Origin of the sequence: Streptomyces sp. M41, assembly GCF_043673425.1 — a bacterium.
Classification (GTDB): domain Bacteria; phylum Actinomycetota; class Actinomycetes; order Streptomycetales; family Streptomycetaceae; genus Streptomyces.
The window spans coordinates 1-14947 of the sequence record NZ_JBIMKE010000027.1 but is presented as its reverse complement, the minus strand read 5'-3'; the positions used below and the strand labels follow the sequence as shown (position 1 = coordinate 14947).

Sequence of the window (14947 nt, the reverse complement as noted above, 5' to 3'; positions counted from 1 at the left end):
ACCGACCTATCGGGCGTTCGGCCGGGAACCCTCCCGCGCGGCCTTCTCCATCGCCTCGACCCGGGCCAGCATCGGCATCGGATCCACCCCGACGGTCCCCGGCAGCACCTCCGCGATCCGCTCGGGCGTCCAGGAACCCTCGGCGTGGGCGGAGCGCAGTTCGCGCGGCTGCGCCCACACCGCGATCTTCGACCCGGCCACGGTGTACACCTGGCCCGTCACCGCATGCTCCCGGGCCGCGTCCGACAGCAGGTACACCACCAGAGCCGCCACGTCCTCCGGCTCCCCCATGTCGGCCAGCTCCATGGGTACGTTCGCCGACATGCGCGTCCGCGCCACCGGGGCGACGGCGTTGGCGGTGACCCCGTACTTGTGCAGGCCCAGGGCGGCGCTCCGCACCAGCGAGATGATGCCGCCCTTCGCCGCGCTGTAGTTGGCCTGGGACACCGACCCCTGGTGATTGCCGCTGGTGAACCCGATCAGGGTCCCCGACCGCTGCCCGCGCATCACGGCGGACGCGGCCCGGAACACGGTGAAGGTGCCCTTCAGATGGGTGGCGACGACCGGGTCCCACTCGTCCTCGGTCATGTTGAACAGCATCCGCTCACGCAGGATCCCGGCGACGCAGACGACCCCGTCGATCCGCCCGTAGGCCGACACCGCCGTGTCCACGATCCGCTGCCCGCCCGCCATGGTGGACACGTCGTCGGCCACGGCGACCGCTTCCCCGCCCGCCGCCTCGATCTCCTTGACCACGCCCTGGGCGATCTCGCTCGTGGGCGAGGCCCCGGCCACGGACACCCCGTAGTCGTTGACGACGACCCGGGCCCCCTCGGCCGCCGCCGCGAGCGCCACGGCCCGGCCGATCCCCCGCCCGGCACCCGTCACGGCGACGACCTTGCCTGCCAAGAAGTTCCCCATGCCCCGGCCCCTTCCCGCAGTTTCTGACGACCCGTTAGATTCGAGTTGATTCTACGACCCGTCAGATACACGGAGACAAGCCCCGGGGAGGACTCATGTCACTGCCGGACGCGTTCCACGACATCGCCAAGCGCGTGAACAACTGGGGCCGTTGGGGCGCGGACGACGAGATCGGCACCCTCAACCTGATCACGGACGACGTCGTCCGCGAGGCGGCGGCCTGCGTCCGCACCGGCCGCCGTATCCCCCTCGCGCTCCCCCTGCAACAGGACGGCGTCCAGACCGGGATGATCCCGGGGCGCGTCAATCCGCTGCACGCCATGGTGCAGATCAACCAGGAGATCTTCGGCCCGGGAACCGTCGCGTGCAGCGACGACGCCGTGACCATGGGGCTCCAGGCGGCCACCCACTGGGACGCCCTCACCCATGTCTCGCACTCGGGCCGGCTCTACAACGGCCGCCCCGCCGCCACCATCACCCCGCACGGCGGCGCCGAGTTCAGCGGCATCGACAAGGCGCGGCACATCGTCTCGCGCGGGGTGCTGCTGGACGTGGCACGCGCGCGTGGCGTCACACGGCTGGACGGCGGCCATGCGGTCACCTCGGAGGACCTGGCCGCGGCCGAGGAACTCGCGGGCACGCGCGTGCGCGCGGGGGACGTGGTGCTGGTGCGGACGGGGCAGATCCAGGTCTATCTCGCCGGGGACAAGCACGCGTACGGCTATCCCTCGCCCGGTCTGTCGATCCGTACGCCGGAGTGGTTCCACGCCCGCGATGTGGCGGCGGTGGCCAACGACACCCTCACCTTTGAGATATTTCCGCCCGAGACAGAGGATTTGTGGCTGCCCGTGCACGCGCTGGACCTGGTGGAGATGGGGATGCTCCAGGGTCAGAACTGGAATCTCGAAGAGTTGTCCACAGCCTGTGGAGAAGAGGGGCGCTACAGCTTCCTGCTGTCCGCGATGCCCGAGCCCTTCGTCGGCGGCACGGGGACCCCCGTGGCACCCGTGGCCGTGCTCTGACGACACGCCCCGCACGGCCGCGTCATGCCGTCACCGACACACTCCGCGCGGACACACCTTGCTCTCGTGACGCTGAGGTCGGCTGGCGGCGCGGCTTCCCGCTCTCGGCTCCACCCGAGCCGGGAGGTGCCCCATCCGCCCCGAGCGCGGCACCGCGCGCCGCCATCCGACTCCGGCGTACCCGCCCCGGTCCTCCTGGCCCCGAGAAGACCGACGCCGAATCACGACCCACACTCGGCAAGGGCTTCCGTCACCGAAGCCCTCGTCGTCCCCTCGCGGCGAATCGCTGACCACAAGCGTGATCAACCGGACACTCGACGTCAACACCCAGTCGGGGATTTATTACTTACGTCCCATTTTCCCGAGCCGCGCACAGAAGCACACCCGGGCGCATCGATGCTCACCCGGGCCGATGGGACAGCGCTTGCTGCACCCATGCACCCGAACCGGGCGCGATTCCCACGCCGTGCGCCCGTCAGACCGCCTCGTAAGCGAATCCCTCATAGGCCGACGTCCCGCCGCCACAGGCGGAGGCCGATCCGTTCACACCCGCGGCCCGGTCCAGTTCGCACCAGATCCGCTTGCCGGCGCCCTCGGTGCACCAGCCCCACCGGTCCGCGAGTCCGTCGACGAGGGCGAGCCCCCGGCCACCGGTCGAGTCCTCGCCGACACAGCGGGGCACGGGCGCCCGGTCGCTGCGGTCGGCCACCTCGAGCCGTACGGTGGCGGACTCCTGGGCCGCGCCGGGCAGGGACAGACGCAGCACGGCTGGGCAACCGGTGTGCACCACGGCGTTGGTGACGAGTTCGGAGACGAGCAGGATCAGTGTCTCGGCGAGCGGCTCGTCGACCCCTATGCCGGACCCGGCAAGCCGCGAGCGGGCCCATCGCCGGGCCCGCCCCACCTCAGCGGGGTCGGGCCGGATCTCCAGCTGCACTTGAAGCACCTGCACCGCTCACACCATCCGAACCGGCGGACACAAAGCCCCGCGCCTCACGAGGGCCACGATCCTAGCCATTCTTTTCATGCCCAGAACAATGGCCAAAGCCAGGGTCACGGAACGTGATTCCCTTGGCTGACAGCATGGTTGACGTACAGTCACCCCAACAAGCGCTTCGGGCATATTCCAGCGCGAAGGATTACCCGTGCGCCATACTGTGCGACGCTTGCTGCGGGGAGTCGAACAGGCGGGGACAGAAAGCCCTCTCGCCCCGCGAGCAGCGGCGCGCACCGCCGGATCCGGAGCCGCCTCCAGGGCAACACCGGCATGGCTCATGCTCGGAACCACTCGCATCTCACACAAGGTACCGGAGCGGACGGCCGACTCCAGGCCGTGACGAGTCACGCGTAGGACACAACCCGATATCAACGCTCCGTAATTCCGGTATGCCACAATCCGCGACACCCGCCAGAGGCCGCTCGGCGACACCGCAGACCAGGGGCCTTCAGGGCGATTCGGCGAGAAGTTCGGCGGCCAGATTCTCCTCACTCTCCGTAGCGTCACCCATACGATGGGTTCGCACCCATGCTCGCTTCAGATGCAGATGGACCTCGAACTCCCAGGTGAATCCCATGCCGCCGTGCACCTGGAGACAGTCACGCGCCCCGCGCACGGCGGCCTCGTCGGCGAGCAGGCGGGCGGTGTCGATGTCGCGGGGGTCGGCGGTGACGGCCGCCGCGTAGACGGCCGCGCGGGCCGTCTCCGTCCGCACCAGCATCTCCGCGCACAGATGCTGCACCGCCTGAAAGGCCCCGATCGGCTGCCCGAACTGCTCACGCGTCCGGGCGTGTTGCGCGGCCAGCTCGCACGCGCGCGTGGCGCTGCCCAGTTGCTCGGCCGCGGTCAGGAGGACGGCGACGGAGTCCGCGGCGGCAGCGTCACCGGCGCGGTCCACGGCGTTCGCCGACGGGACGCGGTGCAGGGGCGTCAGCGGATCGACCGACCGCAGCGGCGTGGCTCCCGACGCGTCGCCGCGTACGACGTCCGCCTCGGCGAGCCACTCCACCAGCCCGTTGCCGACGGACGTCACGACCGCTTCCCCGGTGGCCGCCGCGGGCACCGCCCCCGCCGCGAGGTGCGTGGCCACCAGGGGCCCGGGCAGCAGCGCGCGCCCCGCCTCCTCGAAGGCCAACACCGCCTCGGGCAACCCCTGTCCGACGCCGCCCTCGGCCTCCGGCAGCCGCAGCGCGAAGAACCCGGCGGCGCCGAGCTCCCGCCACAGGGTCCGGTCCAGGCGGCCGGGCTCGTCCAGGGCGGCCCGCAGCGCCTGACCGCCGAAGCGCCGCGCCAGCAGCTCGCGTACGCCGTCCCGCAACGCCCGCTGATCCTGCGTGAGTTGAAAACGCATCCGTCACCTCCCCTTCGGCAGCCCGAGGATCCGCTGGGCCACGATGGTGCGCTGGATCTGCGAGGTGCCCGCGGCGATGGTGTACGACAGCGAGGAGAGCCGGTCGAGCGTCCACGGCCGGTCGAGGTCCAGGGACTCGGGCCCCAGGACGTCGGCCGCGGCGTCGTAGAGCTCCTGGCGGGCGTGCGAGTACCGCAGTTTGAAAACCGAACCCCCGGCCCCCGGCACCCCGCCCGTGAGCTCCGCCTCGCTCACGTTCCACTGCGTCAGCCGCCACAGCGCCCGGAACTCGGCGTTCAGCCGCCCGAGCCGGCGCCGCAGCACGGGGTCGTCCCAGCGGCCGTTCTTGCGCGCCTCGGCGGCGAGTTCGCGCAGGACGCGCCGGCAGGCGACGACCTCGCCCACGAAGGCCGTGCCGCGCTCGAAGGAGAGGGTCACCATGGTCACGCGCCAGCCGTCGTTCTCGGCGCCGACCCGGTTGGCGACCGGCACCCGCACCTCGTCGAGGAACATCTCGGCGAACTCGGCCGACCCGGCGAGGGTCCGCAGAGGCCGTACGGTGATGCCCGGCGCGTCCATGGGCATGGCCAGCCAGCTGATCCCGCGGTGCTTGGGCGCCTCGGGGTCGGTGCGCACCAACAGTTCGCACCAGTCGGCCACTTCGGCGTGGGAGGTCCAGATCTTGGATCCGCTGACCACATAGTCGTCGCCGTCCCTGTGCGCGCGGGTGCGCAGGGCCGCGAGGTCGCTTCCGGCATCCGGTTCGCTGAAGCCCTGGCACCAGGCTTCGTCGCCGCGCAGGATCGGCGGCAGCCAGCGGGCCCGCTGCTCGGCCGTTCCCTCGGCGGCGATGGTCGGCCCCGCGTGCAGCAGCCCGACGAAGCCGGCCCCCACGTAGGGCGCGCCCGCCTTCTCGGTCTCCTCCAGGAAGATGAGCCGCAGGGTCGGCGAGGCGTCCCAGTGGACGTCGGCGTACCCGGCGTCGTACAGCCTGCGCTGCCAGCCGAGGTCGTAGGCGCGGCGCGCCGGCCAGTCGTCCGGGGAGGGCTTCGGCGGGAGTGCGGGCAGCTGCTCGGCCAGCCACTCGCGCAGCCGGACGCGGAATTCTTCTTCTTCGGGCGTGTACGCCAGGTCCACCGGACGGATCGCCTCCTCCGGAAGCAGCGAATCTGATACGGCGTCAGATAGCGGTGGATCGAAGGCTAGACCCGCACCCCTGGACCGACAAGGCGGAGGGCCCTACGCTCTGCCCACGATCTGACTGTCCGTCAGTTGACTTGGCAGGGGGACGTCATGAACGACACCGCGCACGCCCTGAGTTCCGCACGCACCCTCTGGGACCTCCTCGTCCGCCGCGCCGACCGCACCCCCGACCGGCCCGTCCTCCTCCAGGACGACCGCGCCCTGAGCTTCGGCGAGCTGCGCGCGCGTGCCGAGCGGGTGGCAGCCGGCCTGTACGACATGGGCGTACGTCCCGGCACGGTCGTCGCCTGGCAGCTGCCCACCCGCATCGAGACGGCCCTGCTCTCCTTCGCGCTGGCCCGTCTGGGCGCGGTGCAGTCGCCGGTCATCCCCTTCTACCGGGACCGCGAAGTCGGCTTCGCACTGCGCGAGTCGAAGGCGGAGTTCTTCGCGGTGCCGGGCGAGTGGCGGGGTTTCGACCACACGGAGATGGCACGGCGACTGGGCGCCAAGGGGGTCTTCGAGGCGTACGACACGCTGCCCGACGGCGATCCCACCGTGCTGCCCCCGCCACCCGCCGAGGGCACCTCGGTGCGCTGGATCTACTGGACCTCCGGCACCACGTCCGACCCCAAGGGCGTGCTGCACACCGACCGTTCGTTGATCGCGGGCGGCTCCTGCCTGGCGCACACCCTGCGGCCGACGGCCGAGGACATCGGGTCGATCGCCTTCCCGTACGCGCACATAGGCGGCCCGGACTACATGGTGATGCTGCTGCTGTACGGCTTCCCCGCGGTGATGTTCGAGCAGTTCGCGCTCCCGGACGCGCTCGGGGCCTACCGCCGGCACGGCGTGACGATCGCGGGCGGGTCCACGGCCTTCTACGCGATGTTCCTGCGCGAGCAGCGCCGGCACCCCTCGGGCGACAAGGTCGTCCCCTCGCTGCGGCTGCTGGCCGGCGGTGGGGCGCCGAAACCGCCGGAGCTCTATCACGCCGTGGTCCGCGAGATGAGGGTGCAGCTCACCCACGGGTACGGCATGACCGAGGTGCCGATGATCACGATGGGGGACCCGGACGACACGGCGGAACATCTGGCGACGACGGAGGGCCGGCCGCCGCGGGAGATGGAGATACGGATCGTCGACGGGGAGGTGCGGCTGCGCGGGGAGGCGGTCTGCCGGGGCTACCTGGACCCGGAGCAGACAGCGGCGGCCTTCGACGAGGAGGGCTTCCTGCGGACCGGCGACCTCGGACACCTCACCGACGGCGGTCATCTGGTGCTGACCGGCCGCCTCAAGGACGTGATCATCCGCAAGGGGGAGAACATCTCGGCGAAGGAGATCGAGGATCTGCTGCACCGGCATCCGGCGGTCGGGGACGTCGCGGTGATCGGCCTGCCGGACGCGGAGCGCGGGGAACGGGTCTGCGCGGTCGTCGAGCAGCCGCCCGGCGCCGGGCCGCTGACCTTGGCGGCGCTGACGTCCTATCTGCGTGCGGAAGGGCTGTCCACGCACAAGCTGCCGGAGCAACTGGAGGTGGTGGACGCCCTTCCGCGGGGCGAGACCCTGCGCAAGGTGCTCAAGTACAAGCTCAGGGAGCGTTACTCGGGGACCGTGAAGTAACGGGCGAACGCGGTCACGATGTCGCCCTCGGCCACCTTGCCGTCGCCGTCCGCGTCGAGCGTGGCCGCGGCGGCCTCCGCGACCTCCTGCGGCACACCGAGGCATCCCAGCAGGCGTGCGGTGTCGGTGACGGAGGCGGTCCCGGTGCCGTCGGGGTCGGCCAGGGCGAGAGCGGCGTGCAGGAAGGGGCGGGCGATCTCGGCGAACCCGTCCGGGTTGTCGCGCAGCCGCTTGACCGCGCCGTTCACGAACTCCTCGCGGCTGATGCGCTGATCTCCGTCCCGGTCGGCGATCCCGGCCATGCCCTGCCAGAACGCCTCGGCGCCGCCGTACAGCGCCTGCCCCCGGTCGGAGCGGGCGGCGATGCCGAACTCCGCGAGCAGCGCCTTGGCCGCTCCGCTGAAGTCCTCCCGGTCGATGGAACCGTTGCCGTCCTGGTCGAAGGTGGCGAACCGGGCGGCGATCCTGCGCTCGTACTCGCTGCTGACCATGTCTTATCGGGCCGCCTTACGTCACGTCGGGTGCTTCCGGCAGGGAGCGTACGACGCCGGGAGCCGTCCGGGCACGGGAAAGCGACGGTTGTGCCGGGACCGGTGGAATTTTGCGACAACGGTGTGGCACTTCGCGGTGAATCGTTGCTGTTCAGGCCGACAGCGGCCCGGCGTCGTCCGCGACCGCCGCCGTGACGTCGGGGTACACCTCGAACAGCCGGCGCACACCCAGCGCCCCCAGCACCCGGTTGACGTGCGAGCCGTCGGCCGCGCCCTGGGCCGGGAGTATCAGCCGCAGGCTGCCCTGGCAGGAACGGATGAGGCGGCGGGCGGCGATCAGGACACCGACGCCGCTGGAGTCGCAGAACATGACCTCGGAGAGGTCGAGGACGAGGCTGTGCCGTCCTTCGGCCACCACGTCATGGATGTGCTGGCGCAGCACCGGCGACGACACCAGGTCCAGCTCGCCCGACACCTGGAGCACGGCCCACTCGCCCCGCTCGCCGCCGGTCACTTTCACCGTCACCACCACGCCCCTCGCTCGCCGGATCCGCCGATACGGAAGCGACTCCTACGCTTCCTTGCAGCGCGGCTGCCCAGCGGCTGTTCCCTGAAACACCCCCCTGAAAACGGCCTCTGATCAAAAGAGGCTTGATTCCATCGCATTCGATCCTGTTCGATCGAGTCTGATCGGGGGGTGCACGGGTAACCGAGCGCCTACGGGTGCTTCCCTCCGGATGCGCGAGGCCCTCTATCACGAGTGCGAGGTGCGTCACCAGCCATGAGCGTTCAAGGGGCGCACATTGCCACAAAGGGGCGTGCGTCGTCGGCCGTGCCGACTACATTCGGGGAGACGGCGGACGCACGCTGGACGGGGACGGACCGGTGAGAGCCCGTGCGGCACAGGCTCTGAAGGGGGTCGTATGGCGAAGAAGGACGCACCGCCCCGCTGGGACCGCAAGATGCAGCAGCGGCTCGCCCGCGGTGAGGCCGCCGCGCTCGGCGAGCTCTACGACCGGTTCGCCTCGCTCGTGCACGGCCTCGCCCACACCGTGCTGGGCGACGAACGCGCCGCCGACCACATCACCCGCGACGTCTTCGCCCATGTCTGGGAACACCCGGACACCTACGACCCCAGACAGGGCCCACTGCGCAGCTGGGTCGCCGCGCTCACCCACCGCCTCGCCGTGCAGCGGCTGCGCGCCACCGAGACCGCCGCCCTGGTCCAGGCCGGGCAGGGCTCCACCGAGGAACTGGAGCGCAAGGTGCGCCATGCCTCGGTCGCGGCCCGCGCCGACTACATCGTCCAGTCCATGCCCGTCCCGCTGCGCGCCGCCCTGGAGCTGGCCTACTTCCAGCGCCGGGACTACCGCCAGACCGCGGTCGACCTCGGCGTCACCGAGGACGAGGCCCGCCGCCGCCTGCGCCTCGGACTGCAACTGCTCTCCACGGCCCACGACGCCGGAACGACACCTGGGGCACCGCCGGGATACGGGGGTGCGGTGTGAACGAGGCACGGCGCTTCGAGGCGTACGACGAGCAGGAGGGGCGGGACGGGCGGGACCGGCCGCGGGAACAGGGCGACCGGAAGCCGTACGACGGCTCGAGGAAGGACGAGGACACCGCGGACGACGGCGGCACCGACGCGCCCGACGCCACCGACGGCACGAACAACGGCGACGGCGGCGATGTACGCCCCACTCCGGGGCCGGACCCGGACCGGCCGCCCCGCATACCGCCGCCCCGGGCCTCGGTCGAGGACACCGGGCGCCCCCTGCCCGACTTGACCGACCTCACCGACCCGGCCGAACTCCCCGACCCCGGCGAACCGGTGTCGGAGTCCGCCCTGCCCGTCCTCGAGCACCGGGTCCTGAAGTCGCTCCTCGGGGCGTGGGCGCTCGCCGCCTGCTCACCGGAGGAGACGGCGGCCGTCGAGGAACACCTCGGCAGCTGCGGGTTCTGCGCCGACGAGGCGCGGCGGCTGCGCGAGGCGGTCGGACTGCTGCATCCCGCCGAGAGCCTCGACCTGGACCCGTCCTTGCGCACCCGGGTCCTCCAGAGCTGCCTGGAACGGCGTCCGCCGCGCATCCCCGTGCCGCAGTGGGCGACGCCGTACGACGCCGAGACGGCCCGCCTCGACGCCCTGCTCCAGGACTTCGGGGATGCCGAATGGCACGCGCCGGTGCGGCTGCGGTGGTTCCGGGGCGACGAGCCGACGAGCCGCCGTACGACCGTCGCGGGGGTCATCGCGCATCTGCTGACGGTCGACGGGCTGGTGGCCCTCGCGCTGGGCCTGGACGACCCGATGGGTGACGTGGCCGCGGAGCGGGCGACACCGTCCGCGCGCACGGAGGCGTACTGGCGGGCCTCCCACTACCCGCCGACCCGGGTGGTACGGGCACCGTGGCGCGAGCAGAGCCACGCCCTGGTCCGTACGGCGTCCTTCACGGGCGGCGGAGCGGGCGAACTGCCCGTGTCCTACGGCGATTTCGACCTGCCGCTGCGCGACGCGATGCTGGACCGCGCCTTCGAGTGCTGGGTGCACGCGGAGGACATCGCCGAGGCGGTGGACTATCCGTACGAGCCGCCGTCCGGCAGCGACCTGCACCAGCTGGTCGGCCTGGCGGCACGCCTGCTCCCCAGAGTGCTGTCGGCTCGCCGTCGCGCGGGGCTTGCCGCGCCGTCACCGGGGCGGCATCTCGTCCCGGCGGGCGAGCCCGGCCGTAGCCTGCGGCTGGAGATCGAGGGCTCGGGTGGTGGCGAGTGGCTGATCCCGCTGGACTCCCCGGCGGCGGTGGGCTCCGCCGAGCACGAGGTGGCCCATGTCGCGCTGGACGGCGCGGAGTTCTGCCGGCTGGCCGCGGGCCATGTGTCTCCTGCGGAGGCCGCGGCGGGGCAGATGGGTGATCGAGCCGCGATCAGGGATGTGCTGCTGGCGGCGGCGAGCTTGAGCCGGATGTAGGGGCGGACTGCCGTTTTCGTGGGCGGCTGCGGGTGGTTCGTGGTTGCCGCGCCGCTAGGGCCTGTCGTCAAATTCCCGTCGTCCGCCCGCACGGCAGGCGGGAATTTGACGACAGGGCCTAGGCGAAGACGACCGTCCGGCGCCCGTTCAGCAGGATCCGGCGCTCGGCATGCCACTTCACGGCCCGTGCCAGCGCCTGGCACTCCACGTCCCGGCCGATCGCGACCAGCTGGTCCGGCGTGACGCCGTGCCCGACCCGCTCGACCTCCTGCTCGATGATCGGGCCTTCATCGAGGTCGGCGGTGACATAGTGCGCCGTCGCCCCGATGAGCTTCACACCCCGTGCGTGCGCCTGGTGATACGGCTTCGCGCCCTTGAAGCTCGGCAGGAAGGAGTGGTGGATGTTGATGATCCGCCCGCTCAGCTGCTTGCACAGGTCGTCCGAGAGGACCTGCATGTAGCGGGCCAGCACGACCAGCTCCACGCGCTCCTCGCGCACGATCTCCAGCAACTGCGCCTCGGCCTCGGGCTTGTTGTCCTTGGTCACCGGAATGTGGTGGAAGGGGATGTCGTACGACCCCACGAGCTCGGCGAAGTCGGTGTGGTTGGAGACCACGGCGGCGATCTCCACAGGAAGGGCGCCGATCCTGGCTCGGAACAACAGGTCGTTCAGGCAGTGCCCGAACCTGCTGACCATCAGCACGACCCGCATCCGGTCCTCGGCCCGGTTGATCTGCCAGTCCATCTGGAAGGAGTCACCGATCGCCGCGAAGCTCGCTCGCAGCTTGTCCACCGTCACCGGAGCGTCCGCCGAGAAGTGGACGCGCATGAAGAACAGTCCCGTGTCGTGGTCACCGAACTGCTGACTGTCCTCGATGTTGCAGCCGGTCATGAAGAGGTAGCTCGACACGGCGTGCACGATGCCCTGCTTGTCGGGGCAGGACAGGGTGAGGACGTACTGGTCGCTGGGGACCGCGGCTCGGGTGGACTGCTCGTTCATGCAGCACAGGGTCCCATATCCGGGGCCTGGGGCGGACCGGCGTCCCGTTACGCGGACCGCGTCATGATCCGCAGCACCTCGAGGGTGCGCGGCGGGGAGTCGGGGTCCTCGCCGTCGGCCGTCGCCATCCGGACATGCGCGTCCCGCGCCGCCCGCACCGCCTCCGGCCACCCCTGGTGCTCCACGTACGCCGAGACCGGCGCGTCCGGGCCGACCTGGTGCATGATCCGCAGCACCCGCAGCACGGCGGTGTCGACGAGCGCCGCCTCCTGCGAGTCCCGGAAGATCGTGCCGACGTATTTCTCGGCGGACCAGTTGTCCAGCCAGGTGTCCTCGACCAGGCGGTATACGGCGTCGGTGACGTCACCGTAGCCGTCGACGCCGGCCAGCCAGACGTCCCGCTGGAACACCGGATCGGAGAGCATGTGCAGCGCGGAGCGCACATTGCTGCGCCAGCGCCACCACGGCATGTCGTTGAGTGGCATGCCGCCCATGGTGGATGAGCGACGGCCGCGACGGGAAGAACTTTCCGAACCTTGCACGGTCATCGATCGTACGATCCTCTTCACCCGGGCGTCACCGGCCCCCGTAATTCACCTTCCCGTCACCACTCGCTAACCGAGGGTCACGCGCAGGTTTGTTGTGTGGCGGAATCGTGCGTGTCCATGACCGGCAGGCGACGCATCCGCAGCACCTACCTCCCCGTGCTCACCAACCGGCCCGCGAAAGCGGTGGCCCGCTCCGCGGCGACGCTGGTGGCGTGTGCGTCGCTCGCCGTCGGTTGCGGGGTCGTCCCCGGTGACACGGGGGGTTCCGGGGACGGCCCGATCACCGTCATGACCTGGGCCCCACAGAACACCAAAGCCACCAACAAGCCCGGTATGCCCGCATTCGCCCAGGCATACGCCCGCTGGATCAACGCGCACGGCGGCATCGACGGCCGGCAGCTGAGGGTCCTCACCTGCAACGACCACAACGACAGCGTCAGCGCGGCGAAATGCGCCGACCGCGCGGTCGAGGAGAACGTCGTCGCGGTCGTCGGCTCCTACAGCCAGTACGGCGACACCTTCCTGCCCTCCCTGGAGGGCGCCGGCATCCCCTACATCGGCGGCTACGGCGTCACCAGCGCGGAGTTCACCAGCCCGCTGTCCTACCCCGTCAACGGCGGCCAGCCCAGCCTCCTGGCGGGCCTCGGCAGGGAACTGGCCCGCTCCTGCGGTCCCGTCACGCTGGTGCGCCCCGACACCATCGCGGGCGACGAGCTGGCGCCGCTGCTCGACTCGGGCCTGCGGGCGGGCGGGCACATCACGTCCAGCGACACGTTGGCCGACGAGGACGCCACCGAGTACGGCAGCCAGGCGGTGCGGGCACTGGAGTTCTCGGCCAGGGACCAGACCGAGCCGGGCTGTGTGGTGCCCGCCCTCGGCGACCGCACCACCACCTTCATGGACTCCTTCCGGCGGGCCGGCACGGACTACCCCGAGGTGCGCACCGCGACCGTCCTCGGCAGCGTCGACCAGACCGTGATCAACGCGGGCGGCGGTGCGACGAGCCCCTACGAGGGGTCGTACATCACCGGCTGGTACCCCGTCGCGAGCGATCCGCGCTGGGACGCCATGAAGAAGGTGATCAACGAGGAGGCCTTCGGCGACAACCGCATCGACCCCGCGGACGCCGGTGTGCAGACCACGTGGATCGCGTACACGGTCTTCAAGAAGGCCGTCGAATCACTGGGCGACGGCGAGGTGACCGCCGACGCCGTGCGCGGGGCGCTGAACGACGGGCTGAAGGTCTCCACGGGCGGGCTGACCCCGCCCCTGCGGTGGAAGTTCCAGGACGTCCTGGCCGCCATCGGCTACCCCCGGCTGGTCAACCGCGAGGTGACCCTCCAGGTCGTCCGGGACGGCCGGCTCGTGGCCGCCCGCAAGAACTTCATCGACGTGACGAGAACCCTTCAGAACGCCGACCTGAACTGACCGCCGGCCTGCACCGACCGCCGACCGGACCGACCGCCGGGCCGTCCGGCCGTCCCCGGCCCGGCGCCCGGCTCACAGCTGGGTCGGCTGGCGCTCCGTCAGGCCGTACTTCTCGGCGATCGCGTTCCACAGCTGCGCGGCCGTCTTCTTCTGCTGGCTGGCGGTGCCGCTGTCGCGGTTGCCGGCCTGGGTCTGGTTGGTCGCGCGGGCCTGGCCCTTCCGGCACAGCTTCTTGTTGGCGGCGACCTGGTCGGCCCACGCCGCGTAGTGGTTGTCGGCGGACGCGGACGCCTGCCACGCCTTGTTCAGCGCGGTGGTCAGCGCGGTGTGGCTCGGCAGCTGGTCGACCTTGAGCGCGGCCAGGTCGGTGACCAGCTGATTGCGCTGTCCGGCCGCGCCCCGCAGGTCCTTGGCGGCCTGCGGGAGGTTCCCGCAGGACTTCACCGCGGCCACCGCGTTGATCACGGTGGTACGGCTGTTCCCGCTGTCGGCCAGCAGCTTGTCCAGGGCGATCGCCTGCTGCTCGGCCGGGTCGGCGGCCGGCGAGGGCGAACCGCTCTCGGTCGCCGGGGCCGTCGCCGAGACGGGCTCGTTGTCGTTCTTCTTCTCTTCCTCGCCCCCACCGGCGAGCATCGCGCCCGCACCGATCCCGAGGGCGACGATGCCGACGCCGACACCCGCGAGCAGCGGCACCTTGGAACGCCGGCGCCCGCCGTCGTGGCCTCCCCGGCCGTCGTCGTCGCCGTGGCCGTATCCCCCGCCGTGCGGGCCGGGCGGGAAGTACCCCGCGTCGTGCGGGCGCTGCCGCTGCGGCTGCTGGATGCTCGGCAGCTGCTGGGTGGCCGCGGCCGGGGGCTCACCGCCCGGCTCGCTGCGGAAGAGGCTGTCGAAGTCGGACAGCGGGCCGCGCTGCCCCCCGCCCGGCGCCTGCCCGGTCACGGGCGGGATGTACTGCGTGGCCTCCGCGTCCGGGCCCGAGGCGGGCGGCATCGGCCCGGCACCGCCCTGAGCCCTCGCCCCGCCGCTCTGCCGCCGCAGGATCTGGGTGCTCTCCGCGGACGACTCCGGCGGCAGGGCACCGGGCCCGACCGGCGGCAGCAGCTGCGTGGCGCCCTCGTCGACGGCGGGCGCGGTCGGCGCGGGGGCTGCCGGGGAGGCGACGCCGACGGGCGGTATGTAGCGCGTGGCCTGATCGTCCGCCCCCGCGGGGGCGGCGCCGACCGGCGGTATGAGCTGGGTGGCGCCCTCGTCGGCCGGGGGCATCGGAGCCCCGAAGCCTCCGGCACCGGCCCCCGGGTGCGACGGGCCGCCGGCACCGTGGGCGGCGGGCGGCAGGGGCGCGCCGGGGCCCGCAGCGCCGGGACCCTGGACGCCGTACTGACCGGCGCCGGCCTGCGGCTGCGGGGCGTGCGCGGCGCCCTG

14 protein-coding genes are annotated in these 14947 nt (G+C 71.7%); 5 read left to right on the top strand and 9 right to left on the bottom strand.

What is annotated here, in order from left to right:
- Nucleotides 1–6: 6 nt before the first annotated feature.
- Complete coding sequence (locus tag ACHBTE_RS27435) at nucleotides 7–921, bottom strand: SDR family NAD(P)-dependent oxidoreductase (protein WP_394726798.1); 915 nt, start codon at nucleotides 919–921, stop codon at nucleotides 7–9.
- 95 nt (nucleotides 922–1016) lie between these two features.
- Between ACHBTE_RS27435 and ACHBTE_RS27430 the strand changes: the two genes are divergently transcribed.
- The gene (locus ACHBTE_RS27430; protein ID WP_394726796.1) at nucleotides 1017–1943 is read left to right on the top strand and encodes a cyclase family protein; all 927 of its coding nucleotides are present in this window, start codon (nucleotides 1017–1019) and stop codon (nucleotides 1941–1943) included.
- 475 nt (nucleotides 1944–2418) lie between these two features.
- Here the strand turns inward: ACHBTE_RS27430 and ACHBTE_RS27425 are convergent, their stop codons facing one another.
- The 3 genes from ACHBTE_RS27425 to ACHBTE_RS27415 form a co-directional block, all read right to left on the bottom strand.
- Nucleotides 2419–2880 (bottom strand): ATP-binding protein, encoded by a 462-nt coding sequence (locus ACHBTE_RS27425; RefSeq protein ID WP_394726954.1) that lies wholly within the window; start codon nucleotides 2878–2880, stop codon nucleotides 2419–2421.
- 508 nt (nucleotides 2881–3388) lie between these two features.
- Entirely contained in the window at nucleotides 3389–4291 is a 903-nt protein-coding gene (locus ACHBTE_RS27420; RefSeq protein WP_394726794.1) for an acyl-CoA dehydrogenase family protein, read from the bottom strand.
- A 3-nt stretch (nucleotides 4292–4294) separates the two neighbouring features.
- On the bottom strand, nucleotides 4295–5428 hold the full coding sequence (locus ACHBTE_RS27415; RefSeq protein ID WP_394726792.1) for an acyl-CoA dehydrogenase: 1134 nt from the start codon (nucleotides 5426–5428) through the stop codon (nucleotides 4295–4297).
- Between the two features lie 156 nt (nucleotides 5429–5584).
- Between ACHBTE_RS27415 and ACHBTE_RS27410 the strand changes: the two genes are divergently transcribed.
- Complete coding sequence (locus tag ACHBTE_RS27410; protein ID WP_394726790.1) at nucleotides 5585–7096, top strand: class I adenylate-forming enzyme family protein; 1512 nt, start codon at nucleotides 5585–5587, stop codon at nucleotides 7094–7096.
- On the opposite strand, the gene ACHBTE_RS27405 is transcribed toward ACHBTE_RS27410, so the two are convergent.
- Nucleotides 7075–7587 (bottom strand): EF-hand domain-containing protein, encoded by a 513-nt coding sequence (locus ACHBTE_RS27405; RefSeq protein WP_394726788.1) that lies wholly within the window; start codon nucleotides 7585–7587, stop codon nucleotides 7075–7077. The genes ACHBTE_RS27410 and ACHBTE_RS27405 overlap by 22 nt on opposite strands.
- A gap of 151 nt (nucleotides 7588–7738) precedes the next feature.
- A complete protein-coding gene (locus tag ACHBTE_RS27400; protein WP_394726787.1) occupies nucleotides 7739–8119 on the bottom strand; it encodes an STAS domain-containing protein in 381 nt (126 codons plus the stop codon).
- 391 nt (nucleotides 8120–8510) lie between these two features.
- Here ACHBTE_RS27400 and ACHBTE_RS27395 point away from each other — a divergent pair, with 391 nt between their 5' ends.
- Together ACHBTE_RS27395 and ACHBTE_RS27390 are read left to right on the top strand one after the other, a co-directional pair.
- Nucleotides 8511–9095: a sigma-70 family RNA polymerase sigma factor gene (locus ACHBTE_RS27395; protein WP_394726786.1), complete on the top strand. Its 585-nt coding sequence runs from the start codon at nucleotides 8511–8513 to the stop codon at nucleotides 9093–9095.
- Nucleotides 9092–10549: a maleylpyruvate isomerase N-terminal domain-containing protein gene (locus ACHBTE_RS27390; protein ID WP_394726785.1), complete on the top strand. Its 1458-nt coding sequence runs from the start codon at nucleotides 9092–9094 to the stop codon at nucleotides 10547–10549. The genes ACHBTE_RS27395 and ACHBTE_RS27390 overlap by 4 nt, the downstream gene beginning before the upstream one ends.
- Nucleotides 10550–10667: 118 nt before the next feature.
- Here ACHBTE_RS27390 and purU read toward each other — a convergent pair whose 3' ends face one another.
- Both purU and ACHBTE_RS27380 read right to left on the bottom strand, forming a co-directional pair.
- Nucleotides 10668–11549, bottom strand: a complete 882-nt coding sequence (purU, locus tag ACHBTE_RS27385; RefSeq protein WP_394726784.1) for a formyltetrahydrofolate deformylase — start codon at nucleotides 11547–11549, stop codon at nucleotides 10668–10670.
- Between the two features lie 47 nt (nucleotides 11550–11596).
- Nucleotides 11597–12097: a hypothetical protein gene (locus ACHBTE_RS27380; protein ID WP_394726783.1), complete on the bottom strand. Its 501-nt coding sequence runs from the start codon at nucleotides 12095–12097 to the stop codon at nucleotides 11597–11599.
- Nucleotides 12098–12214: 117 nt separating this feature from the next.
- Between ACHBTE_RS27380 and ACHBTE_RS27375 the strand changes: the two genes are divergently transcribed.
- Nucleotides 12215–13525, top strand: a complete 1311-nt coding sequence (locus ACHBTE_RS27375; protein ID WP_394726782.1) for an ABC transporter substrate-binding protein — start codon at nucleotides 12215–12217, stop codon at nucleotides 13523–13525.
- 72 nt (nucleotides 13526–13597) lie between these two features.
- Here the strand turns inward: ACHBTE_RS27375 and ACHBTE_RS27370 are convergent.
- The coding region (locus ACHBTE_RS27370; RefSeq protein WP_394726781.1) for a hypothetical protein at nucleotides 13598–14947 on the bottom strand (1350 nt) is incomplete at its 5' end.

Excerpts from the sequence above, each read along its gene's own strand:
- ACHBTE_RS27435 (WP_394726798.1), bottom strand. The coding sequence starts at position 921 with ATGGGGAACTTCTTGGCAGGCAAGGTCGTCGCCGTGACGGGTGCCGGG.
- ACHBTE_RS27430 (WP_394726796.1), top strand. The coding sequence starts at position 1,017 with ATGTCACTGCCGGACGCGTTCCACGACATCGCCAAGCGCGTGAACAAC.
- ACHBTE_RS27420 (WP_394726794.1), bottom strand. The coding sequence starts at position 4,291 with ATGCGTTTTCAACTCACGCAGGATCAGCGGGCGTTGCGGGACGGCGTA.
- ACHBTE_RS27410 (WP_394726790.1), top strand. The coding sequence starts at position 5,585 with ATGAACGACACCGCGCACGCCCTGAGTTCCGCACGCACCCTCTGGGAC.
- ACHBTE_RS27405 (WP_394726788.1), bottom strand. The coding sequence starts at position 7,587 with ATGGTCAGCAGCGAGTACGAGCGCAGGATCGCCGCCCGGTTCGCCACC.
- ACHBTE_RS27395 (WP_394726786.1), top strand. The coding sequence starts at position 8,511 with ATGGCGAAGAAGGACGCACCGCCCCGCTGGGACCGCAAGATGCAGCAG.
- purU (WP_394726784.1), bottom strand. The coding sequence starts at position 11,549 with ATGAACGAGCAGTCCACCCGAGCCGCGGTCCCCAGCGACCAGTACGTC.
- ACHBTE_RS27380 (WP_394726783.1), bottom strand. The coding sequence starts at position 12,097 with ATGACCGTGCAAGGTTCGGAAAGTTCTTCCCGTCGCGGCCGTCGCTCA.
- ACHBTE_RS27375 (WP_394726782.1), top strand. The coding sequence starts at position 12,215 with ATGACCGGCAGGCGACGCATCCGCAGCACCTACCTCCCCGTGCTCACC.